17 protein-coding genes are annotated in these 23,905 nt (G+C 62.3%); 15 read left to right on the top strand and 2 right to left on the bottom strand.

Translation table 11 applies throughout. From position 1 onward, the window contains the following. Positions 1–153 precede the first annotated feature (153 nt). The 6 genes from ACI3K3_RS12905 to ACI3K3_RS12880 all read left to right on the top strand — a co-directional run bounded on the left by ACI3K3_RS12905 (position 154) and on the right by ACI3K3_RS12880 (position 10,431). On the top strand, positions 154–1,143 hold the full coding sequence (locus ACI3K3_RS12905; RefSeq protein WP_404914257.1) for a MucR family transcriptional regulator: 990 nt from the start codon (positions 154–156) through the stop codon (positions 1,141–1,143). Between the two features lie 499 nt (positions 1,144–1,642). Continuing rightward, positions 1,643–2,992, top strand: coding sequence for an FAD-dependent oxidoreductase (locus tag ACI3K3_RS12900; RefSeq protein WP_404914255.1), 1,350 nt, complete (start codon positions 1,643–1,645; stop codon positions 2,990–2,992). A 13-nt stretch (positions 2,993–3,005) separates the two neighbouring features. Beyond that, on the top strand, positions 3,006–4,307 hold the full coding sequence (locus tag ACI3K3_RS12895; RefSeq protein WP_404914253.1) for a polysaccharide pyruvyl transferase family protein: 1,302 nt from the start codon (positions 3,006–3,008) through the stop codon (positions 4,305–4,307). Positions 4,308–4,354: 47 nt separating this feature from the next. Continuing rightward, positions 4,355–6,094, top strand: a complete 1,740-nt coding sequence (locus tag ACI3K3_RS12890) for a hypothetical protein (protein ID WP_404914251.1) — start codon at positions 4,355–4,357, stop codon at positions 6,092–6,094. 616 nt (positions 6,095–6,710) lie between these two features. Continuing rightward, the gene (locus tag ACI3K3_RS12885; RefSeq protein ID WP_404914249.1) at positions 6,711–9,401 is read left to right on the top strand and encodes a S8 family serine peptidase; all 2,691 of its coding nucleotides are present in this window, start codon (positions 6,711–6,713) and stop codon (positions 9,399–9,401) included. Positions 9,402–9,885: 484 nt separating this feature from the next. Then, complete coding sequence (locus ACI3K3_RS12880; RefSeq protein WP_404914247.1) at positions 9,886–10,431, top strand: calcium-binding protein; 546 nt, start codon at positions 9,886–9,888, stop codon at positions 10,429–10,431. 569 nt (positions 10,432–11,000) lie between these two features. On the opposite strand, the gene ACI3K3_RS12875 is transcribed toward ACI3K3_RS12880, so the two are convergent. Further along, on the bottom strand, positions 11,001–13,514 hold the full coding sequence (locus ACI3K3_RS12875) for a calcium-binding protein (protein ID WP_404914245.1): 2,514 nt from the start codon (positions 13,512–13,514) through the stop codon (positions 11,001–11,003). Between the two features lie 469 nt (positions 13,515–13,983). Here ACI3K3_RS12875 and ACI3K3_RS12870 point away from each other — a divergent pair, with 469 nt between their 5' ends. From ACI3K3_RS12870 to mddA, 3 genes are all read left to right on the top strand, one after another. Then, positions 13,984–15,459: a hypothetical protein gene (locus tag ACI3K3_RS12870; protein ID WP_404914243.1), complete on the top strand. Its 1,476-nt coding sequence runs from the start codon at positions 13,984–13,986 to the stop codon at positions 15,457–15,459. Positions 15,460–15,476: 17 nt separating this feature from the next. Then, entirely contained in the window at positions 15,477–16,595 is a 1,119-nt protein-coding gene (locus ACI3K3_RS12865; RefSeq protein ID WP_404914241.1) for an acyltransferase family protein, read from the top strand. Positions 16,596–16,736: 141 nt separating this feature from the next. Continuing rightward, complete coding sequence (gene mddA / locus ACI3K3_RS12860) at positions 16,737–17,471, top strand: methanethiol S-methyltransferase (protein ID WP_404914239.1); 735 nt, start codon at positions 16,737–16,739, stop codon at positions 17,469–17,471. Between the two features lie 21 nt (positions 17,472–17,492). On the opposite strand, the gene ACI3K3_RS12855 is transcribed toward mddA, so the two are convergent. Beyond that, a complete protein-coding gene (locus ACI3K3_RS12855; RefSeq protein WP_404914237.1) occupies positions 17,493–17,939 on the bottom strand; it encodes a VOC family protein in 447 nt (148 codons plus the stop codon). Between the two features lie 191 nt (positions 17,940–18,130). Here ACI3K3_RS12855 and ACI3K3_RS12850 point away from each other — a divergent pair, with 191 nt between their 5' ends. The 6 genes from ACI3K3_RS12850 (at position 18,131) to ACI3K3_RS12825 (ending at position 23,752) form a co-directional block, all read left to right on the top strand. Then, entirely contained in the window at positions 18,131–20,608 is a 2,478-nt protein-coding gene (locus ACI3K3_RS12850; RefSeq protein ID WP_404914235.1) for an ATP-binding protein, read from the top strand. Between the two features lie 141 nt (positions 20,609–20,749). Beyond that, complete coding sequence (locus ACI3K3_RS12845; protein WP_404914233.1) at positions 20,750–21,637, top strand: alpha/beta hydrolase; 888 nt, start codon at positions 20,750–20,752, stop codon at positions 21,635–21,637. Then, complete coding sequence (locus tag ACI3K3_RS12840; RefSeq protein ID WP_404914231.1) at positions 21,637–21,831, top strand: hypothetical protein; 195 nt, start codon at positions 21,637–21,639, stop codon at positions 21,829–21,831. Before ACI3K3_RS12845 ends, ACI3K3_RS12840 begins: the two co-directional genes overlap by 1 nt. Beyond that, positions 21,828–22,499, top strand: coding sequence for a hydrolase (locus ACI3K3_RS12835; RefSeq protein WP_404914229.1), 672 nt, complete (start codon positions 21,828–21,830; stop codon positions 22,497–22,499). The genes ACI3K3_RS12840 and ACI3K3_RS12835 overlap by 4 nt, the downstream gene beginning before the upstream one ends. 117 nt (positions 22,500–22,616) lie before the next feature. Beyond that, a complete protein-coding gene (locus tag ACI3K3_RS12830; protein WP_404914227.1) occupies positions 22,617–23,453 on the top strand; it encodes an alpha/beta fold hydrolase in 837 nt (278 codons plus the stop codon). A gap of 26 nt (positions 23,454–23,479) precedes the next feature. After that, positions 23,480–23,752 (top strand): DUF1427 family protein, encoded by a 273-nt coding sequence (locus tag ACI3K3_RS12825; protein ID WP_404914225.1) that lies wholly within the window; start codon positions 23,480–23,482, stop codon positions 23,750–23,752. Positions 23,753–23,905: the final 153 nt, after the last annotated feature.

Here is a 23,905-nt window from a genome sequence, read left to right as displayed (position 1 = left end):
CCGGACGAGACCACCGCACGCATCTTTTCTTCGGCGCGATCGCTCCACTCCGAATTGACTATTGGCCCCGAAAGCATTTCCTGTTTATTTACGACAACCGTGCGAGGGCAAAGTTACCGGTTCCACCTCGCCAATCTCCAAAGGGAGCATGTGATGCCCGATAGCGAACAGCCCGACCTCACCCGCCTTACAGTCGATCTGCTGAGCGCCTACTTCGCCAACAACAGTGTGCCCAGCAGTGAATTGGCTGCACTGATCGATCAGACCCGATCGGCACTCGCAGGCCAGTCGGCATTGGGTGCGGAAGCCGAAGTGCCGCAGAAGCCAGCGGTCTCGATCGAGGAGAGCCTCGCTTCGAGGGAGCACATCCTCAGCCTGATCGACGGCAAGCCCTACAAGAGCCTCAAGCGTCATCTGGCAAACAACGGCCTGACGCCTCCCGAGTATCGCTCGCGCTATGGACTGGCCGCTGACTATCCGATGGTCGCTCCCGCCTATTCCGAGCATCGCCGTGCCGTCGCGCAACGCATGGGCCTCGGCGGTCGCCCCGGCGGCGCCAAGCGGGACGCAACTTCGGCGTCCGGCAAGGACCGCAGCGCCGCAGCGAAGCCTGCCGCCGACAGCAGCGCCGGCGTCTCCGCGCCCGTTTCTGGCGAACCCGCAGTAAAGGCCAAGTCGTCACCTGCCGCAAGCAAGCCCGGCACGCCCTCGACTGCTCCGGAGAAGGCGGCCACCGCGCCTCGCGGGGGCAAGAAGCGGTTCGCCAGAGAGCCGCAATCGGCTACGGAAACCGCGAAGGCCGCAGAGCCCAAAACCGCCGTAGCACCCAAGACCGCTTTACCCTCCAAGGCCCGCAAACCGGCATCCGCCAAGCCGAAGTCGAAGAGCGCGAAATCGGCTGACACGACCACCGCTGCTGCAAAGCCGGAATCGGCCCCCGTAACCTCCGCCACGCCGGCAGCAGCTACGCCGGCGGCCGGCTCCACCGCCGGCGCACCGAAGCCAGCAGCCTCGAAAGCCAAGCGCAGCGGCTCCACCGCTACCCGCTCCGCCAAGGCGGCTGCTCCGAAAGCAACGTCAAAGGCACGCAACACGCGCCCCAAGACCGAACCCGCCAAGGCGGACACGAAGCCTTCCGAATAACGACCCACGACCCGGCAGAGCTTTGTTCTGCCGGGTCGCGGCCTCTTTTCCTGAACTTGCCCCTGCCTGAACTTGTAGACGGCTTGTCATGCGCCCCCTAACCGCATCGGCAATTTCCTCGCTCCCTGAACCATCATTCCTGAGACCTCCAGTGAGCTGTGCCGGCAATATCTTTGCCGACCCGAATGCGGCGCACTAGCGGACGTCGCACACCTTCCCCTGCGGCAGAAGATGTAACTAGCTCGGTTTTGCATCCGACTTGAGTTTTACCCATCCGAAACGGATGCGGATCGAATTGCCGCTGAAAAAATCGAGCAATAAAAGCTCAGCTGTACCGAATGATGGTGCGGATGAGCGACGATGCGATATCGTTGCAAGGGGGAACGCCGATGTCGCTAACTCAGGATTCCCGCGCCCTATCATGTCGTAGCCGCATCGTCCGGGACTGCCCGGCAGACGCCGTTACTGACGAGGTCACTGTTACTACCGCCGCACTTTCATGAGCAAACCGCTCAAGCCCGGAAGCTCGGGCCTCATCGCCGTGCTTGGCGCGGGGATCGCAGGTCTTGCTGCGGCCGCGCAACTGTCGGCGGCAGGCCACAGAGTCATCGTAATCGATCAGAGCCATCGGGCCGGCGGCACCCACCGCAGTCGCCAGATCGGTCCCTATACTTTCGATGTCGGCAGCGTATTTTACGAAGAAACTGCAAGCATCTTCGATCTCGCGCCGTCTTTGCGCGAGATCTGCCCGGAAGTCGCAAGCGTCCAGCGCAGGATCGCACCCGACGGATCGATCCTGCTCTATCCGATAGCACCCAGGGACTTGCTCAGGCAAAAGCCCGCGCGCCTGGCATTCTCGGCGCTTGATCTGCTTTTCTCCCGCCTAACGCTGAAGCCGGATGGTTCGCTGGAAACGCTCTGCCGCAAGAGATTGGGCACTCGTTTCTTCACCGATACCGGTTTGCGCCACTACATAACACGTTTCCATCACGTCCAACCTCACGCCATTGACGAGGAATTCTTCTTCCGACGCATGGCGATCATTGACCGCTTTACGCGGCTGGAGAACTTGGCACGAAGCGCAATGCGGGTCTTCGTCCCTGAAAAGGGTTCGGCAGCCCGGCACTGGCCGATGCGCGTCCGTCCCAGACAGGGCTTTGACGTACTCTTCTCCGCCATCGTCCAGCACCTCACCGCTCAAGGGGTGACCTTCGCGCTTGGAGAACGCCTGGAAGCACTGGAGAAAGACGAAGCCTTCTTCCGTATCCGAACCGAAAGCTGTACGCGTCTGGCAACTTCGGTGGTCAGCACCATCCCGCTTGATGCCTTGCACCGCGCGCTGTTTTCGGAACCCTCGGGCCTTGAAAGCCTGGACATGACAACCCTTCACGTCTCAGCGGAATGGCTTCATCCGGACAGCGGCAACGTCCTTTTCAACTTTCATCCCGACGGCGCGTGGAAGCGAGCGACAGTCTATTCCCGCATCTATCCGAATTCCGCCAACGAAAGAGCGTCCTTCTCAGTCGAGACGACGCTCGCGCCGGGCTCCGCGCATGAGCCGCAACCGACTTTCGAGGCCTTTCGCACACACGCCCTGCAGTTGGGGCTCGCTCGGGGCCTCAGACTGGAAGGTCATGATCTCGTGAAGAGCTGCTACCCGCTTTACACCGTCGGCTATCGGAAAAAGGTGAACGCGGTGCTGGATCGCATCAAGCGCACCGGGATCGTAACAGCCGGGCGGCAGGGTCGCTTCGAATACCTTCCCACCTCGACGGGCGTAATTGCTCAAGTATCCCACCATGTCGGCGTGACGGCAATGGCTTCGGCTGCCCCCGGAATAGCGGCATGAAGGAGTCTTGCCAATGACTGCAATCAGGCCGGCGCACAACCTGTTCAGCGCGGATCACGGCACGAATACGCCGCCGTATTCCGGCGATACGCAAGCCATTCGCCCTCGCGTGCGCATCTTTAACGTAAAATACAGCCCCAACCTGGGCGATGGCTTGCTGTCGGAATGTCTCGAACATGCGCTGGTGCGTTGCGGCGCGCATGACGATACCTGGTCGGTGGACCTTGCCGGCCGCACCGCCTACGGCCCCGGCGCAGCGGGGCGTGGCCCCTTGATCCGCGCGCTGCACATGCTTCCCACACCCATGCGGGAACTGGCGGTGCGCCTTCCGCTCGCCGTGCAGTCCCGCCGGCGTTGGCGACCGCACTATGATGCCGCGTTGCCAGGGGCGAGTTGCATCGTCATCGGCGGCGGCAATCTTATCGTGGATCTCGATCTCAATTTTCCGACAAAAATCGCTCTGGCTGTGGAGGCAGCGGAACGACGCGGTCTTCCCGCCTTCATCTACGGCTGCGGCGTGTCGTCCGGATGGAGCCGAAGCGGTCGGGCCCTCATGCGCCGGGCGCTGGATCGACGCATCCTGAAAAAGGTCTACGTCAGGGATGAGCGCTCCCGGCTACTATGGAACGCCGAATTCGGCACAGAGTTCGACCTGCCTGCGGGCGTGGTTCCCGATCCCGGGCTGTTGGCCAGTTGGCGTTACAGGATCGAGGGGATAGCGCCGCAAACGAACAATGGCAGGCGCTCCATCGGCCTCAACATTACCAGCCCTCTCGCCGTGCGCTACCATTCGACGCAGCAGGTCGAGACGGAGGCTCTGGAAACCTGGTATCGGAACTTGGCGAAGGCTCTCGTCCTAGCAGGCAACGATGTCACCATATTCACGAACGGAAGCCCCGAGGACCGCTCTTGCGCCCGACGTATTAAAGCGGATGTGCAGGCAGACCTACCCGCCGATCGCATTGCTTACGTCGAGCCCGAAACGCCTGCACAGCTCGCAGGGCTTATCGGAAGCCTCCAGGGACTGGTCGCTTTTCGAATGCACGCCGTAATTGCGGCCTACTCTTGTCGAGTACCGTTTGTGGCACTGTGTTGGGATCCGAAGCTGGATTCTTTCCTTGAATCGGTGAACCTGGAAAAATGGCTCATCGATCCCCTCGCCTGCTCACCCCGATCGACTTGCGGCGTTCTGGAAACCGCCATGTCCTCCGGCATCGACGCTCAGGTGCACGCTGCCACTCTGGCGCAAGCCAGCGATAGCGTAGCGATCCTCAAAGCGGAAATGGATCGGGCGGTTGCAGAGACTCACCGGTGAGGTTCGCATTCATCGCGCTGCCTACCTTAACGGTCCTGCTTATAGTCTTGGGCATCCAAGTTCCGGTTCCACATCGCGCCACCGCAGGGCTCAATGCCAAGACGGCAAGTGTCTTCTCATCCGTAGAGGGACAAAATCCGGCATCGAACACGCCCATGCGCCTCGGCGCGGCCTCCAATTTCTCGCAGGGCTGGAACGAGGCGGTGTTCGGAGCCGCACTTGCACTTCCCATTGCGAACTGGCGCGACAGTCTGCGCTGGGCGGATATAGAGAAAGTCGAAGGGCAGTACGTCTTCAATACCCCGATGACAAAGTACCCGGCGCGCCTCACGGAACGGAACGCGCGGCTCACCTTGACGCTCAACTGGGGCAATCCGCTCTATGACACGGGTCATACACCACATTCTCCAGCCGCGCTCGCTGCCTTCTCACGGTTTGTAGCGGAACTTGTGCGCCGTTACCCGGCCATCGATACGTTGGAGATCGGCAACGAGATCAATGGCAACAACTTCGTCAATGGTCCCGTGAGGGATACGAATCTTGCGGGGCGCAGGGCCTATCATCTTGCCATGGTGAAGAGCGCCGCAGAGGGTGTGCGGCAGGCCGCTAGATCGGTGCGTGTGATCGGTGGCTCCGTCCATTCGCTGCCCGCGGGCTTTCTGTGGCCCTTGCTGGAAAGTCGCGATGCAGCCTTCCTCGAAGGCCTGGCGATACACCCCTACACGACGCCGATCGATCAATTGCCCGCACAAGTCGGCGTGCTGCGACGCCACCCCGCCGCGCGCGACAAGCCCCTCTACATCACGGAACTGGGGAGCCGGGATCCACGCACAGCCCCCGACGAACTGGTGCGGGCCTATGCGACGCTATCTTCTCTCGGCGCTAAGGAATTGAACTGGTACCCACTCAACGAGAGGGGAGACGGCTTCGTGCCGCTGCTTCGGCGAAATGGCGAGATCACGGATGCCGGACGGGCCTATCGCTTCGCCATCGACCACTTCACCGCCTTTCGCGGTGTGGACCGCAGCCCCGATCGCTTTACCTTCATCCATGAATTCGGCCCCAGGACATGGGTTCTCTGGGGAGCGCCAAGAGCGGTTCGCATCGACAACGCCAAAGTCAGTGCCTTCAGCGCGACCGGCAAGCGCCTTGGCGCCCAAGACCTCATGATGGACGAAACAAGAGTGATAGTGCTTCAAGGCCGCGAGCCTCTGGCTCTGGGCGGGAACGTCAGGCTGGACTGCACAGCGCTGATCGCCGACAGCCTTTACGGCTTCACCTATCCCGCACCCGGTGCCGCGCTCGCTTCGACCGGCTTCACCCTCTATTCTCGCAAGGCCGGAAGCTTGCTCCCGCTCGAGACGCTGCCGGGACAGCAGGTCGAGGGGGTGCCCTGGACACCGTACCTCGGTCGGCAGGGATACGCTCTGCCGAGGGTTTCCGCAGACCTCGCGTTGCCAAGTCCTGGCGAAGACGCAGTGGTCATGGAATATCGCGTATCACACGGTGGTTCGCTGCAAGTCCTGGGTGAATTCACGGCGGCCACTGCGGGCGCGCGCGGAGCCGACATCAGCTTCTCGATCGACGGACGTCAGATCACGCAACCGCAGCGATCTTCCGGATATGTCATTGATCGGCAGCTACAGGTCCGGCCGGGGCAGAAGCTGGCTTTCGCCATTCGATGGAACGAGAGCGCCCGAGATAGCGCCACCAAGTACCGCGTTCGTCTGTTCGCTCGATCTTCGTGTCCCGGCGCCGTAGCCGTTGGAAGAACGGACGGCACCTGACGAAGGGTGCTCTTGAGCGCCAATTCTCCCACAATACCCTCCTCCAGTTTTCGGCGACATTGTTCGGATTTTGCGGGATCTGGAATTTCCCAGAAAACTGACCGGGTCGAACGGCCTGCTGCCATCTAGGCCGTCGTCGCATGCGCGACTTTCGCGCGACCCTTCCCGCTGGCTAAGCGAATCCGGGTCGCGAGCCATAAAAAACGCACTCGCGACGCAAAGAATTCTTCCGCCTAGGGCTTAGTCCTTAGATTCATGCGATCCGTATCTTTGCCTATTCCGCACCGTTGAAATGCTTTCCGAAAGCTGACGATTCCGCGACCGGACCGACCTTATGGTTAACGCCACCTTTCGCGACCTCGAGCCAATTGGTTGTTCGCGTTCGGAAAACAGGCGGCCACTTCACAGGCGAATCTAAAGCATCCGAAATAATACCTATGCAGCCACAACTAGCATGAAATAATTGACGCACGCACCCATTAAAACCGATTCACCTCACCGAGAAGTTCGAGATTAGCTTTATTGGACGAAAAGGAAACTCGCAAACAACGAATTTCCCAGCCAACTTGACGATCAAAAAGATCGACTTACTTGGCCAACCGCGAGTTTATGAGCCATGAGCACCAAGATCAACAGCAATTCTGTCTCCGCTGCTGCAAGCCTCACGACTTACTACGGTGATATTCTTGAAAAGCAGCAGTGGTACCTCGACGGCTCGACCCGGTCGAAGCTGAGCATCGATGCCTATTCCGTGTGGAAGGACTACAACGGCGCGGGCGTGAAGATCGGTGTCGTGGACACCCAGATCGATTTCCGCCACGCCGATCTCAAGAAAGCCTACAGCACCTCGCTGGACTTCAACTTCGCGGTTGGCACCGACAACGTGGCGATCAGCGCCACCGCGCTCCCCGCATCGCACGGAACGCTCGTAGCCGGCGTGATCGCCGCAGACGCCGGTAATGGCGTGGGAACGGTGGGCATCGCCTCCGGCGCAACCCTGATCGGCTATGGCGTCGATTACGGATCCGCCAACGCGGTGGGCCAGATCGTGGCTGCGCTTCAGAAGTCGTCCGAAGTCGACGTTTCCAACAACAGCTGGAGCTTCGTGGAGAATTTCGCGGACAACTTCGCCGTTAATCCCGAATACAAGGCTGCGCTCGTCCGCGCCGTATCCGAAGGTCGCGGCGGCCTCGGCACCTCGCTGGTCTTTGCGGCAGGCAACGCCGGAACCACAGGCACCTCGAACTATCACAACTTCCAGAATTCGCCCTATTCGATCGCCGTCGGAGCAGTCGACAGCGACGGGAAGGCTTCCTCGTTCACGAGCCTTGGCGCAAACGTCCTCGTGTCCGCCGCCGGACGGGATGTGCTGACCACGACGCTGAGCGATCGCTACGAAAGCGTCAACGGCACCTCCTTCGCGGCGCCGGCCGTCTCGGCCGCAGTGGGCCTCATGCTCCAGGCCAATCCGAACCTGGGCTATCGCGACATCCAGGAAATCCTGGCCTATTCCGCGCACCGGTCCGGCCTGGCGGACGGCGCCAACTTCGGCGACGGCTGGCGGACCAACGGCGCCGACAACTTCAACGGCGGCGGGCTGCATTTCAGCGACGCGTTCGGCTACGGTTTCCTCAATGTCCACGACGCGGTTCGCCTGGCGGAAACCTGGGGGCAGCAGCAGACCTTCGCGAACCTAGCGACCGTGACCAAGACCGTCGTTTCGGCCCAGACCATGGTCGCCGGTTCCAACGATCACATCTCGCTCGACATCCAGGTGACGGAAGCCGTCAATCTGGAGCACGTCCAGCTTTCGATCGACCTCAACTGGCTCAATACCGGCGATCTCGACGTCTACCTCACCTCGCCCGACGGCACCCAGGTGCGCCTGGTCTACGACCTTCCCGAAGAAAGCCGCGTGGGCAGCATCCGCAACTTCACGTTCGGCTCCGTCGCCTCGATGGGAGAGGACTCGGCCGGAACCTGGAAGGTGGACATCTACAACCGCGATCCCGCCGCCGCCGACAAGGCAGGCGCGCCGATGACCGGCAAGTTCAAGGGCGCCACGCTGACCCTGCTGGGCGATGCCGACACCTCGAAGAACGACACCTATATCTACACCGACGAGTTCGGCGTGCTCTACCAGGGTGCCGATCTTGCCAAGCGGAGCGTTCTGAAGGATGCCAACGGCGGCGTGGACACGATCAATGCCGCTGCAGTGACCACGAATACGGTGATCGACCTGACCGCCGCCAAGGCGAGCACGCTTGCCGGAATGACGCTCTCGCTCACGGCCGACGCGATCGAGAACGCCTATACCGGCGACGGCAACGATACGCTCATCGGCAGCAGCGCCGCAAATGTCCTGAATGCCGGCCGCGGCAACGATATCGTCTACTTCAGCTTCGGAAACGACAAGATCGACGGCGGCCAAGGCCTGGACAGCCTCGTACTCAACTACGCCGCAGCAAAGATCACGGGGTCCGTCTCCGCATCGGGCACGGTTCAGATTTCGGTGCGTGCAGGGGAAATGTCCACCGTCACCAACGTGGAAAGCTTCACCTTTTCCGATGGTACTTATTCCTACGATCAGCTGGCAAAGCTGCTTGCTGCGGGCGGCGCCACGCCGATCCAGCCTGCGCCGCAAGTCCCCACCGACACTGGTAATACCAACAGCGGGGGTAACACGAGCGGCGGCGGCAACACGCCGGTAGTCGAAACGCCCACTCCCGGTAATCCGGCCCAGCATGACAGCAGCCCCTATGGAGACGCGGGGAAGGCCTACGCCGTCACCCTGAACGGAACGTCCGGTGATGACCGTCTGACCGGCGGCGCCGCAGGCGAGCGGATCGAGGGCCTGGACGGCATCGACAAGCTGCGCGGCATGGCGGGCGACGACGGCATCCACGGCGGCAATGGCGACGACACGCTCTATGGCGATGACGGCAACGACTACCTCTACGGCGATGCGGGAATCGACACTGTTCTGGGCGGCACCGGCAACGACTGGATCTTTGGCGGCACCGGCGCGGACCGTCTCTACGGCGAGGCAGGCGCTGACACCTTCGTGCTCGACGCCGCAGACATTGCCGGCATGGACACGATCTACGACTTCAACGCCAGCGATGGCGACAAGATCCTCATCACTGGTTCCACCGGCAACGCGACCTTCGATATCGTCACCACCGCGGGGGTCACCTACCTGGAGATGCACGACGAAACAGGCGAGCATCTGCTGGCACGGGTCAAGGGAATCGGCATGGACGGCCTGCAGATGACCGAAACCGATGCGGGCCTGCTCTGGGCGTGAACTAACGCGCCCCATTCCGGCCTCTACCAGGCGGCCGGAATGGCGATCCAGAAGGGAAAGGCTCCGATGCGTCGGGGCCTTTTTCTGTTTTCGCCGCATAATCCTCCTCCGGAATGGAGAGGTCATTGCAGCCAATTGTCGGTTCAAGAGCTTGAGTCTGAACGTTTACACAGAGTGTCACAAAGCAAGAACTACGCACATACTCGTATTATCTGAACCGTATTGGCTTAATAAAGGCAAACCCTCACACAAGGCGTGCATTTAATCGGTTGCTAGCCAATCTCGATCCAGAGTATTCGGTGCGAACGATTGAGAAGAGGATGAAGCGCTGCACCAGATCCACACACGGGAATTGGGCAACAGGGGAACTTCACCAAATCTCTTGAGTGGGCGTGATTTGCTGAACAGATAATCGGGAAGCCGGCACAATCGTCGTCGAAGTTCAGGTAATTCCAGACTCAACGATTTTCGGAAGGAATATCCCGTGGCTATAATTGATGGATCTTCGTTTGGTGACATTCTCTCCGGCAGCTCGGCCGGTGACGAAATTCTTGCGGGGCAGGGTAACGATACCGTTCATGGAAACGGGGGCAACGACGTTATCCAGGGCGGCGCCAACAGCGACAATCTCTATGGTGACGAGGGCGACGACACTCTCTGGGGCCAGGGCTCGCCGGACAAGCTGCGCGGTGGCGACGGCAACGACACGCTCTACGGCGGCGGCGGCGACGATCGGCTTTACGGCGGTGCCGGCGACGACATCATCTCGGGCGGCGCCGACAACGACGTGCTGTTTGGCGACGATCCCAACGACCCGACCGTGACCGGCGCCGATATCTTCCAGTTCGACAAGGACGACGGATCGGACAAAGTCTTCGATTTCGAACAGGGAACGGACAAGGTTCGCCTGACTGAAGGCGCCGGCTATTCGTTCGCCTTCTCGGGAGATAACACCATCCTGACCTACGGAGGCACCTCGGTGCTGCTCTACGATGTCCACCTTACCGACGCGGACATCATCGTCGCCTGATATCCGAAACGCTTTCGCCTGGAGCATTTTCCGATCGGAAGATGCGAAAAACCAGCAGCTTAGCGTGAATGCGCGATCAGAATGACCGCATCCGACATACCAAAAGAACCGGAGAAGGATCACCCTTCTCCGGTTCTTCGTTATCTTAGGGCCAGGCCGTAATCGCTCAGAGTCTGTTTGGAAATTCGCTGAAAGCGAATTTTGCGGCACCAGCCCGCGCCCCCACCCTACCACCCAACGGTAGTATCCTGCGGGTGGTAGGGTGGGGGCGCGGGCCGGTGCCGCTCTAAAATGCCCTCTTGGGCATTTTCCAAACAGTCTGTCAGACCATTAACGACAGCAGGCAGAGCCACCCGGCTGCGGAAACTCCTGCGGCCAATGCCAGCCCGAGCAAGGGATGCTTTCCCACATCGTTCGCGAACATGCGGTTCAACCGAGCCGTGGAGCGATAGTGCAACCCGCCATCGAGGGGGCCGCACTCTGCCGCCGAGGCGGCCCACGGTGACTTCCGCATTGCGTCCTGATCGAACGGCGCTGCATGGCGATGAAGCCCCTGGGGCTGGCCGGGCTCAGAAAAGGACGACATCGGTCGCATCGATCATGGGCTTTCCGCGCAGGGTGGCCATGGCAATGGCTGCTGCCGAGCCACTGCCGTCCACGTCATAGTAAAGCGTCCCGGCACCAAAATCGTAGAACAAGTGCATGTCGGGCGCCGTCGCCGTCTTTCCGATCGCAAGAGTTTCCAGCGCACCGGCCTGCCGGCCGGCCAAACCCGCAAACGCGCCTCGATCGATGGCGATGCGATCCAGCCCGTGCTGGAAATCGAGAATGGTATCGGCGCTCGCCGCGTTTTCCAGGCTATCGTACAGGAAGGTGTCCGCGCCGCCGCCGCCCTGCAACTTGTCTGCACCGCCACCGCCTGACAGGACATTGTCACCATCGTTTCCGTAGAGGATGTTTGCCAGAGCATTGCCAAACCCGTCGATGTCGGCGGCCCCGATCAGGTAAAGCTGTTCGAGATGATCGCCCAGCGTGAAGTCCACCTCCGAGCGAACCACGTCGATCCCACCCGCTGCGTCCGCTTCAATCACCTGATCGCGAATATCGTCGACGTAGTAGGTATCGTCACCGCTCCCGCCCTCCATGCGATCCGCGCCGCTGCCCCCATCCAGTCGATCCGCGCCGCCGCCGCCGACAAGCACATCGTCGCCGCCCAGCCCCTGGAGCCGATCGTCGCCGTCGCCGCCGTAAAAGCGATTGGCATGCGCGTCGCCGGACAGAACGTCATTGTAACCGGATCCGATGGCATCGATCACGCTGGTCGCCAAGCGCTTGCCGTCGACGACGACATTGCCACCGGCAAGGTCCAGACGCACGCCGGCCGTCTGCTCGCTCCAGTCGCCCACAGCGCCAGCCTCGCTCCCGATGGCGGCAGGCTCCGAAAAAATCCGGATATGCCGCGAGGTCGCGTCGCCGACGGCGCTTGCTCCCGAAGAAACCACGAATTCGACCCGATCGCCCGCTGCCAGGCGGACGTGATCCAATGTGAAGTCATATCTGTTCCCCTGAGCGGGGTCGTAGACATGCTGCTGCAGGATCTGCCGGTCGTTAACGGTTACGGTCAGATAGATCCCGTCTCGGGACTGATCCGAGACATCGTAATCGCCCTCGATCCTGAACAGGCCGGCGTTCTGGGCGGTGTAGCGCTCGACCACGGCATAGCGCGAAGCGGCGTTCGTGCCGTTGGAAAAATCGGCGGGCGTCACGGTCGTGGCATTGACCGAGAGGGGCCGCAGCCATTGCGAACCCAGGTAAGGCGTCCAGGGCTCACCGCTCTTCAGGCCTCCGCCCATGGTCTGCAAGGCAAGGGTCTGGCCCGAGCCCGAGCGTGAATAGTAAGACCAGGGGCCGTCGAAGCCGGCACCGCCGCCATCCGTATTCGTGACGTCGAACTGATCGAAACTGTCTGCAACCAGTGCACCCGCGTTGAACTGCACCGATGCCGCCGAAATTCCGCCTTCGGACTTCAGCAGGATCGGCACGTCCGCCGAAATCTTCCCGTCGAAGTCTGCGATGCGGTTTCCGCGAAGATCGTAGGCGGACACTCCGGAGGCCAGCGTGACCGATCCGGTCTGCCCCCAAAGCACGGCGGCCTCTCGGCCGAGGGTGTAGAAATAGGTGAAGTCGTCAGTAGCGACCCGCGCGATCGTATCGCCTTCCTTAAGAAAGCCGTCGAACACGCGAAAGGTTTCACCGGCGGGAGTCGCGCTGGCCGCAGTCGTGTTCCAGAGCTCCATGTTCGGGAAATAGGACTGGCGCGCAAGGGCATACCAGCTCGCGCTCTCGATGCCGGCCGCGCCCATGACGCTCAGCATCTTGGCGAAATAGGCCGGCGCATCGTCCAAAGAGGTGAAGTCGCCGCCGAATTCCGTGACCCTGATGTCGATCTCGTTCCCGACCACGCCGCGAAGGACAGCGATCTGATCGGCGAATTGCTCGGGCGGCGTCGTGTAGGGATGGATCGAGATGGCATCCAGGATATCCAAAGTACCCAAGGCCTTGAGATCGGAAAAGTAGTCGACCGGGATGGAATGCGTGGCGCCGCCCACCAATTCCACGTCGATACCGGCCTTGCCAAGCGCGCGATCCACGGCCGCGACCAGCTTTGCATAGTAATCGTCCCGATTGGCCGCCGAAGCGCTTGCGATGGGGCCGGTCACGAACGAGTTCGAGTTGTATTCGTTGCCGATCTCGACCGCCTGGACCCCAGGATATCGCTTCAAGGTTGCCACGACGAAATCCGCGAAGGCAGCGCGGCCGGCATCGCTGTAGACGGTATAGCCCTGGTCATGGAGCGGGTTTGCATTTGCAAAAGTCAGGGTGACGGAGAACCCCCGGCCAAGCGCCTGGTCGACCCAGGCCGCTTGTGGCACCGAAAAGTCGTACTTCCCCGCGGCATTCTCCACAGCGGCCCATGGCACGCTGTCCCGGATCGAGTCCGCGCCCAGCTTGCCTGCCGCATCGAGAAGCGAAGTGCTCCAACCCTGGCTGAAATGGGTCTGCGCCCCCAAGACTATACTCATGAACCGTCCCTTGAATGATTTCGCCATATCTAGCGCAGACAGGGTTACAATCGATGCATATGCTTGGTTACCCGAACCACCATCTACGTTGATGGCGAATTGATATCGAGATAGGTATTTTTACTCAGTTCGAATCCGGCGAACAGAACTCAAATTTTAAATAGTTACATCCAATACAGACTAATTTGTTGCTCATAATATTTATCTTTCGGCTGAAATCCTTGCAGAACGGCTCTTCTTCATTCTTCACCTCGGATCAAGGCCGGGAAAACCAGACCGGATTGGAGCCGATCGAACTGCGTACCTTCCCCCAGCTCGGCTAGTGTCCTCACGGGCCGTTCACAGGAACTGCCAGGTTCCGGAGATCGCAAGCCGCAATGTTCGATAAGCCAGTCATCTCAAGCAATCCGGCCAGAATTCTGCCTGAAAAATGCTCGCGGGGACATTTTAAAGCGGCATCGGCTGCTCGATGAATGCCGCGCCGATCGTCCTGTTCTGGATCCTGGCGATCTGGGCCATGGCCAGCCGCCCACCTTTCGCGCTCTACCTGTTTTTCGCGGTCATGCCGTTCGGAGCCTGCGCCGCCATTCCCACGAACGTCACCGGAGGACTGACGCTTGTCGCGGCACCGATCGTGGCGCTGATCATCGTCGCCAAGGCATTTCTCGACCGTGACGGACCGGCCTCGTTCCTTACCCTTGCGCTCTTGCCGAACCGATTGCTTTGTCTTTTCGCCTTCTGGATCGTCGTCAACGTCACCACGCTGTTCATGCCGCGCCTCTTTGCGGGAGACATCCTGGTGGTCCCGGTTCGCGGGATTCTCAGCACACCTGCTCCCCTGCACCCCTCCGCGCAGAACCTGTCTCAGTGGGTCTACATGTCGATTTCGGTCTTTACCGTATTCGCATTGGCCAGGTTGTTGCAGGCTTCCGCGATGAGGCAGCATGCGCTCCAGGCCATCTGCCTGGGCGCCGGCATGCTGATCGCAACGGGATTGATCGATTTTGCCAGCCAGTATGTTCCGCTAGGCCCCGTTCTCGCGCCTTTCAGGACGGCCTCCTACGCGCTGGCCACCGAAGTCGAAGTGCTGGGATCCAAGCGCGTCGTCGGCCTTATGCCGGAAGCCTCCGCCTTCGGCAATTACTGCCTCGGCTTCCTGTGCGCCCTGCATTTCTATCGTCGCGCAATAGCGAACCGGACCTTGCGTGAACGCATCTGTCCCATACTGCTGGGCCTGCTGCTGATCCTTTGCTGGCAGTCAAAATCCTCGGCAACTTACGTAGGACTGGCCCTGTTCTTCGCGATGGCTGGCCTGGAATGGCTTCTGCGAGCGAACATCGAACGAAACGGCGCACCGATCTACAAGCAGGGCCTGCTCGGCGAATTGTCGGTTGTCATGATCGTGTTGATCGCGATCATGCTGACCTTGCTCTTCAATCCCAGCCTGCTCGATCCGATCCTGGCCATGATCGACCGGATGGTGCTGCAGAAAACCTCGTCGCTCTCCTACGAGGAGCGCGGGATGTGGCGTGTGATCGCGCTTTCCAGCGTGTCCGAAAGCTATGGCTTCGGGATCGGGTTGGGCAGCACCCGTTCTTCCAGCAGCCTTGTCGCGATCCTGAGCGCCTCGGGCATACTGGGAGCGTTACTTTTCTATGCTTTCGCAGCGCAGTCTTTCTTTCGGTCTCCCCGGTATGCAACGGTTGAATCCAGGATCGTCATGTCGGCTTTCCGGTTTTCCTATGTCCCCATGATCGCCGTGTCGCTGATGATCGCGGATGCCAATTTCGAACCGCTGACGGGCTTCGGGTTCGGCATTGCTGCCGCCCTGTCCATCGCGCTCTCCCGGCAAGGCAAGGAGGGCGCGGACTCCGTGCCGTCCCACGCGCGGCCCGCCCGTTCCCGTGGGCTGCCTTTCAACGCCACCTTCCAGCAGCCTTCCTGACGATCCGAGGCAAATTCATGGCATTAGCGCCCCACCACAACGAGCGTTACGAACTGCTGGATGAACTGCGTGGCATCGCCGCCCTCATCGTGCTGCTGTTTCATGTCGGCACCCGCACCGGCGCCCCGGCAATCGCGGCCAACGGCTACCTGGCAGTCGATTTCTTCTTCATGTTGAGCGGCTTCGTCATCGCCCAGGCTTACGGCAAACGGCTTTCCAGCGGCATGAGCTTCACCGATTTCACCAGACGACGATTGGCGCGAATGATGCCGATCGTGTTGCTTGGCGTCTGCCTGGGTACCGCTTACGCGCTCACGCGCTGGTTCGCCGCGCCATCGCGATCGGATAGTCTCGGCGGCATTCTCGCAAGCGCTGCGCTGAATGGCATGCTGCTGCCGAAATGGTGGCATGGCCAGGCGACCGGCTGGGAAGTCTTCCCCATCAACGGGCCGTTGTGGTCGCTTTTCTTCGAAGTGGTCATCAACCTGGCATGGGCCGGCCTGCTGGTATCGAGAAGACCTGCCGTTCTCGTCGCTGCGACACTGGCGAGCATGATCGCGCTGATCCTAGTGGCCGGCTACTATCGCTCCATGGACCTCGGCTGGGACTTGCCAACATTGCCAGGCGGCCTGGCGCGGGTCTCCTTCGGCTTCCTGACCGGGCTGCTTATCCACGCAGCCCGAGATCGACTGCCCCGGCTCGGGAAAGGGGCCGCATCGCTGTCCGTAGCCCTGATAATTGCGGCGCTCGTGCTGCCGTTACACGCCACTCCATGGCTCATCGCCTTGACAGTCATGGTCCTGCCAGCAGCCCTGCTGCTGGCCGTGTGCGCCGGCCATCAGCGCCTCATCCCCGGCGCCGGGTTTCTTGGTGCGATCTCCTACGCCGTCTACGGCCTCCATGTACCGTTCCTGGCGCTCTATTCGGGACTGGCGGAACGCGTCAGCGGCAGGAGCGAGGCCGGATTCGAAGCCTATCTGGTTGTGCCGGCAATCCTTGCCGTGGCCGCACTCGCCACGCGCTACTATGACGGTCCGGCCCAACGCCTCCTCCGTCGCTGGATCGGAGACCAGAGCCCACCGACGCGTTTCAGCGAAACGTCGGGTCTGAAAGCCGGCCGCAATAGGGCTACATGATGCCGCCGCTTAGGCCGGAAGGAGTAGTGCTTCCGGCCCATTGAAACGCACCGGCGAAAGTGATCTAATCCACGCCGCGCTGCTGGCTTCGGCCTGGCGAGCAGGCCCCCAGCGGCACCGATCCCACGATGGGAGCGTGCCATGCAGAAGGCAGCCTTTCTTCTCTACGCCGCTACGGTCTACGTACTGTTCCTGGCGACATTTCTCTATCTTATAGGGTTCGTCGGAGACTTCCCCGGGCTGCCGCTGACGGTTGACCAAGGGCAGCAAAGTTCGCTCGCCGTCGCACTGACCGTCGACATCGCGCTGATCGCCCTGTTCGGCGCGCAGCACAGCATCATGGCCCGGCAAGGCTTCAAGCGGAAATGGACCCGGATCGTCCCTCCGGCAATCGAACGCAGCACATACGTGCTCTTCGCAAGCCTCGCTCTCATAATACTGTTCCTGTGCTGGCGACCGATCGGCGCCGTGGCCTGGGATATTTCGAGCGCGGCCGGGAAAACTTTGGCCTGGGGTCCTTTCGCGGCCGGTTGGCTGATCGTCCTGACAAGCACTTTTCTGATCGACCATTTCGAACTGTTCGGCCTGCGACAGGCCTGGCAGCATGCACGCGGGTCGAGGCCCGCCGCGCCGCGCCTGCGGCAACCGCTGTTCTACAAAGTCGTGCGCCACCCCCTTTATTCGGGGTTCTTCCTGGCCTTCTGGGCCACGCCTCACATGACCGTTGGTCACCTGGTGCTGGCGCTGGGACTTTCGGTCTACATGCTGATCGCGATCACTTACGAGGAACGCGATCTGGTGAGCCTGTTCGGCGCCGATTACGAGGGCTACCGAAACCGAACCGGAAAGCTGTTTCCGCGCATGCACAAACGATAGCACGCCGCGCGGGCGGGCCGTTCACGTACCCGCAAAAGTGAGCGCTTCAATCTTGTTCCCGTCCGGATCGCGCACGAAGGCGGCGTAGTAGTGCGGGTCGTACTGCTCCCGGATACCGGGTGCGCCATCGGCGCTGCCGCCCTGCGCCACCGCCACCCGATAAAACGCATCGACCGCTCCGCGCGTCTCCACCTCGAACGCGACGTGAACCCCATTCCCCGGTGACGGCGCTTTGCCGTCTGCCGGGATGTTAAGGCTAAATACGGTGATCCCGGCACCGTAGCCCACCGCGTCCACCACATCCAAAGTGCGACGAAGCCCCAGTTCACCCATAACCGGGTCGTAGAAGGCGCGGGCGCGGGCGAGATCGGCGGTGCCAAGCGAGACATGGTGCAACATCTCCGGGAAACGGAAACTGAAGCATCCGGTTCCCCTTACGATCCGCTTCGGCGCGTCTCCTGAACGCATCGCAGCGCACGATCCGGTAGACGGCCATTGCCGCCGCAATCCGGACGGATGGAGTGGTCGGGACCGACCTCGCACCTGCAACCGATTTCAGCGACAGTTCGATGCATTTTTGTGTGTAATAAGCATCATACCCACAGGCGATCGTGCGTTCAGCGCTTCTGAATATTGCAATTGCCCTTTAGAAAAATCCGATGCTTTCTCCCGTCACGCCCGCACGAATCTATCGCTTCGGCAACTTCGCCATGGCGCTGCCCCAACGGACGCTCACGCTTGATGGCGAGGGCGTGAAGCTGGGCGGCAGGGCCTCCGGTCTACTTGCCGTGCTGGTCGAGGCCGAAGGCCGTCTGGTCCCGCGAGAGACGCTGCTGGAAGCCGTGTGGCCGGGCCAGGCTATCGACGACAGCGCGCTTCGCGTTCACCTTTCCGCCGCGCGCAAGGTTCTCATCGCAGGCGGACTGGCCGAACCTGCCATCCTCAACGAAGCCGGACGCGGCTATCGCCTGGCCGCCGACGTCACCCTGAACCGAGCGCCCGATCCGGCCCCGGCAGAACCCACGCTTCGCCTGCCGACACGGATCGGCAGGATCGTGGGACGTGATCATGTCACCTCCGCCATTTCCCGCGAACTGCTGGAGCGGCGGTTCATCACCATCACCGGCCCCGGCGGCATCGGCAAGACGACCGCCGCGATCGCCGTTGCCCATGACAGCGCCGAACGCTCGGGAACGAGCGCCTGCTTCGTGGATCTCGCCCCGCTCGGCACTGACGCGACCGTGCTGGAAACGATCGCCTTGAGCCTGGGCGTGGCCGGTTCCGCCGCGTCGCTGCGCCAAAGCGTGGTTGCCCGGCTGGCCGCCCAGCCCTCGTTGATGATCCTCGACAACTGCGAACATGTGATCGACGCGGTCGCACCGCTGGCGGAAGAGCTGCTCCAAGCCGTCCCCGACCTGCAAGTTCTGGCGACCAGCCGCGAACCGCTGCGAGCCGAAGGGGAATGGGTGCATCGGCTGGCCGCGCTCGACGTGCCGGCAGAGGGTATCGTTCCCGAGGAAGCGGCATCGTTTTCAGCGGTGGACCTGTTCCTGCAACGCGCCCGCGCAGCGGGATCATCCTTCGAATGCGACCCGGCCACGCTGGGCGTCGTCGTCCAGATCTGTCGGCGGCTTGACGGTATTCCGCTGGCCATCGAACTGGCGGCGGCGCGCATGGACGCCATGGATCCCGAAATGATCCTCTCCGGGCTGGACGATCGCTTCGCGCTGCTGTCGCGCGGGCGCCGCACCGCCATGCCACGGCATCGAACCCTACGGGCGGCGCTGGACTGGAGTTACGCCCTGCTGGACGACCAGGCCAGGCGCATTCTCGATCGCCTTGCCCCCTATCGCGCGGGCTTCGACATCGAGACGGTGCTAGCCGTGGCGGAAAACCTTGACCTCCGGGCGGCGGAAGCGCGGGACGTGCTTGCCGACCTCGTCGCCAAATCGCTGGTCGTTTCCTTGCTGATGGGCACCACGACCCGTTACCGGCTGCTGGATACCACGCGTGACTACGGCTTGATGCAATTGCGCGAACAGGGCCTGGAAACGGCCGCCCGGCGCGAACACGCCCGCCACCTGCTGAAACGGCTTTCCGACAGCGCCCAGGCCTGGGAGGGCAAGGCCCCGCGCGAGTGGCTTGCCACCTACAGCGGATGGATCGACGATGTTCGCAGCGCGCTCGCGTGGGCTCAGGGCACACTCGGCGACAGCGGCGATTCCGCCATGGCGGTGGAACTGCTGATCGCCGGAGCGTCCCTGTGGTTCCACCTCTCCCTCCCCCGCGAGTTCCTCAGGCACGCGGAAAACGCGCTGGCCACGATGGAAGCCGGCGACGTGAGCGAGGAACTGCAGATCGAACTGCTCTGCGCCTACGGCCATTCGCTCTGGCATACGCGCGGGCCGGTGGAGGCCATGGGCCATGCTTTCGAGCGCGCGCAGGCACTGGCCGAAAGCACTGGATCGGAAGCGCTGGTGCTGCGCGCGGGCTGGGGCATCTGGGCCCATCGCATCCTTGCCGGAGCCTATGCCGAAAGCCTTTCGCTGGCCGACGATTTCGCGCGCCGGGTCGGTTCCGAAGGCGCGCTGTTCAACCGACTGACTGCGGCGCACATGCAGGCCCTGTCGCATCACTTCTCGGGCAACGGGGCCGAGGCGGCCCGCTACCTGAACGAAGTGCTGGCCGGAGACGCCGCCCCGGAACGCGCCACCCACGCCAACCACGCGCAAGTGGACGGCAAGATCGCCGCCATGAGCCTGCTCATGCGCCTGCGCTGGACGGCGGGCGCGCTGGACGAGGCGCTGGCCCTGGCGCGGGCTTGCCGAGAGGACATCGACGACGTCGATCACGCCCTTTCCGCCTGCTACGGGCTGGCGATCGGATGCATTCCGGTAGCGATCGCCGCAGGCGAAAAGGCGCTCGCCGGAGCATGGATCGATGCGCTGGCCCGCCATGCGGGACGCAGCGGGCTCGACCACTGGGCCGCCTTCGTCCCCGGCTACGGCGCCGCGATCGGTAGGGCGGTTGCGCCCCCGCAAGGCGCGTCGCGCATGCAGGAAGAGATGTTCGCTATCGCGAGCGGCCATCCGGGCGACGTGCCGTGGGCGCCCGCGATGCTCGCGAAGACGCTTTAGGACAGTTTGGAAAATGCCCGCAGCGACATTCTTCAAACGGGCTCTTAACACCTCTTCACAACGCTTAACTCACGCCATTGCCGGCGATGCGCCATTGTCATTCCAGCAGGCCGGAACGCTTCCGGTGCATGGAGAGCTGGAATGACGTCGCCCCCGAGAACAGCCCAGTCGGCAACAGCCCAGTCGGCAATGGCCTCGGCAGTCCTGCTGGCACCCGGCCAGGACCAGCCGTTGCTCGATTCGCATGTGCAGTCGTTTCTGGACAGACAGGCCGAAGCGCCCAGTTTTGCCGAAGAACCCAGTCCTGCCCCCACGGCCCGCGCCCGTCAGCACTTCCGGCCCTCGAACCTCCGCTCCGGCGGCGCGGCCATGCTCTACCTCCACGTCCCTGACTCCGAAGGCCAGGCCCCGGACGAGGCCGTGCAGCTGATCGCCGATAGGGCCTGCGCCCTGCTGGTTCTCCAGAGCCTCCCGCTTCATTCCGGGATCGAGGAACTGGAGCCCGTCATCGTCGCCGCGCTTGAGGAACTGAAAAGCGCCACTGCCCTGCTCCTGGGCGGACATGGCATCGGCGCCCTGATCGCCACATGTTTTGCCAGCCGTCCCGCGTCGGCGCCGTTTTCCCTCGAACTGCTTGTGCTGGCCACGCCGCTGCTGGCCTGGCCAGACGCGTCGGGAAGCACGCCCTGGCTGCCCACCGATGCGGCGCGCGGCCGTGCAGCGCTCGCTCGGAAGATGCTCGACGAAGCCGGATGGCCGGGTGGCTACAACGAAGATCGCCTGCATCGGCTGCCGCCGGTCCTGATCCTGACCGCCGAAGTGGATCCCTTCCGCCGGGGCGCGGAACACTTCGCACGGCGATTGCTGGCGGCGGAAGGGGACGTCAGCGCCTTGCGCACGATCGGCAGCATTCACGATTTCGTCTGGCTGCCGGATCTTCTCGACGCACGCTGCACGAAGCCGGCCCACGCGCTGATCGTCGACGCTCTGTGCCCACAGCCGCGCGACGCCGTCGCGGAGGTGGGATGATGCTGATCGGAACCGGCTTCCCGGTGCTGGTAATGCGCCCCGAAGACCTCGCTCTCGCCGGCATGGCCAGCCTGCCGGAACTTCTAATATCTAGAACGATACCATCTGATTTATCTGGATTTCTGGAAAGCGATCGTCCGGCTAATCCTCATTTCACAAGATCGACACTGCAAACCAAAGGGACTGACCAATGACCATCACCGCCGCACCGACCGCCACTGCAACCCCCGGCAAGTCGCTGATCTCGCCTGACAATCATGCTCTGGTGCTGATCGACTTCCAGTCGCAGATGGCCTTCGCCACCAAGTCGATCTCGGCCGAACTGCTGCGTAACAATGCAGCCCTGATCTCACGCGGCGCCAAGTCGTTCAATGTTCCCACCATTCTTACCACGGTTGCCGAGAAGAGCTTCTCCGGCCCGATGTTCGACGAGATCACCGAGGCTTTCGAAGGCCAAGCCATGCTCGACCGTACCAGCATGAACACCTGGGAAGACGAAGCCGTGATCGAGGAGATCAATCGCATCGCCAAGCCGCGTATCGTCTTCGCCGGGCTCTGGACCTCGGTCTGCATCGTCGGTCCGGTCGCTTCCGCCATCGACCAGGGCTTCGAGGCCTACGTCATCACCGACGCCTGCGGCGACATCTCGACCGAAGCGCATGAGCGCGCCGTGGAGCGCATGATCCAGCTGGGCGCCGTGCCGATGACCTCGCTCCAGTACCTCCTCGAACTCCAGCGCGACTGGGCCCGCACCGAAACTTACGACAGCACCACCGGAATCGCCAAGAAGTGGGGCGGAGCCTACGGTATCGGCATCAATTACGCGAAGACCATGTTCGGCGCGTCCGAGGGCGGCCATTGATCTGAAGCTCGGGACCGGGAGCCTCAACCTCCCCAACCGGCCCTCGCCAGAGATTTCCGGTCCCCACCATTTCCAGTCGACACGTCACACCTGCACACACATCGAAGGATCAGCATCATGGGTACCGTAACCACCAAGGACGGCGTTGAAATCTTCTACAAGGACTGGGGTCCGAAGGATGCGCAGCCGATCGTCTTCCACCACGGCTGGCCGCTCTCTTCCGACGACTGGGACGCCCAGATGCTGTTCTTCCTGTCCAAGGGCTATCGCGTCGTCGCCCATGATCGCCGTGGCCATGGCCGCTCCGCACAGGTCAGCGAAGGCCACGACATGGCCCACTACGCCGCCGACGCCTCCGCCGTTGCCGAACACCTCGACCTGCGCAATGCCGTCCACATCGGCCACTCGACCGGCGGCGGCGAAGTCGCGGCCTATGTCGCCCGCTACGGCATTCCGCAGGGCCGCGTCGCCAAGGCCGTGCTGGTCAGCGCCGTGCCGCCGATCATGATCCCCACCGATCGCTACCCGGACGGCGTTCCCGTCGAAGTGTTCGACGGTTTCCGCGCCGCCCTTGCCGCCAACCGCGCACAGTTCTTCCGCGACGTCGCTGCCGGCCCGTTCTACGGCTTCAACCGCGAGGGCGCCGACGTGTCCGTACCGGTGATCGACAACTGGTGGCGCCAGGGCATGATGGGCAGCGCCAAGGCTCATTACGAAGGCATCAAGGCCTTCTCCGAAACCGACCAGACCGACGATCTGAAGGCGATCACCGTGCCCACCCTCGTCCTGCACGGCGATGACGACCAGGTCGTTCCCTACAAGCACGCCGCGCTTCTCCAGGCCGAAATCCTGCCGAACGCCACGCTCAAGATCTACGAGGGCTATCCCCACGGCATGCTGACCACCCACGCCGAAGTGATCAACCCCGACCTGCTCGCCTTCGTGCAGGCCTGAGTCAAGACGCCGAGGAGAGCCCCCCGATGAAAGCCTACCTTCTCTCGATTGCCGCCGGGTTGCTGGTGGGCGTGGTCTACTCTCTCCTCGGCGTCCGTTCGCCGGCGCCGCCGATGATTGCCCTGCTTGGACTGCTCGGCATTCTGCTCGGCGAACAGATCGTGCCGCTGGCGAAGAAGATCTGGGCGCACGAGGAAGTCGCCCAGTTCGTTCAGACCGATTGCCGCAAGCATGTCCTCGGCCGCCTGCCGGGCGACAAGTTCCCCTGCCGCACTTCCGATCACAAGGCCGAGGCGTGATCACCCGCCGCCAGACGCTTGCAGGCGCGGCCGCCACCTCGCTGCTGCCCTCGCTTTTCACCCAAACTGCCCGTTCCAAGGAAGCCGCCATGACCGACACCATCATCGTCAACGCCAAGATCACCACGCTCGACCGCGAGAACCCGCAGGCCG

It is taken from the genome of Novosphingobium sp. ZW T3_23 (assembly GCF_044987305.1).
GTDB lineage: Bacteria > Pseudomonadota > Alphaproteobacteria > Sphingomonadales > Sphingomonadaceae > Novosphingobium.
Note: the sequence above shows the minus strand (reverse complement) of the source record. Positions and strands in the feature narration are given on the sequence as shown.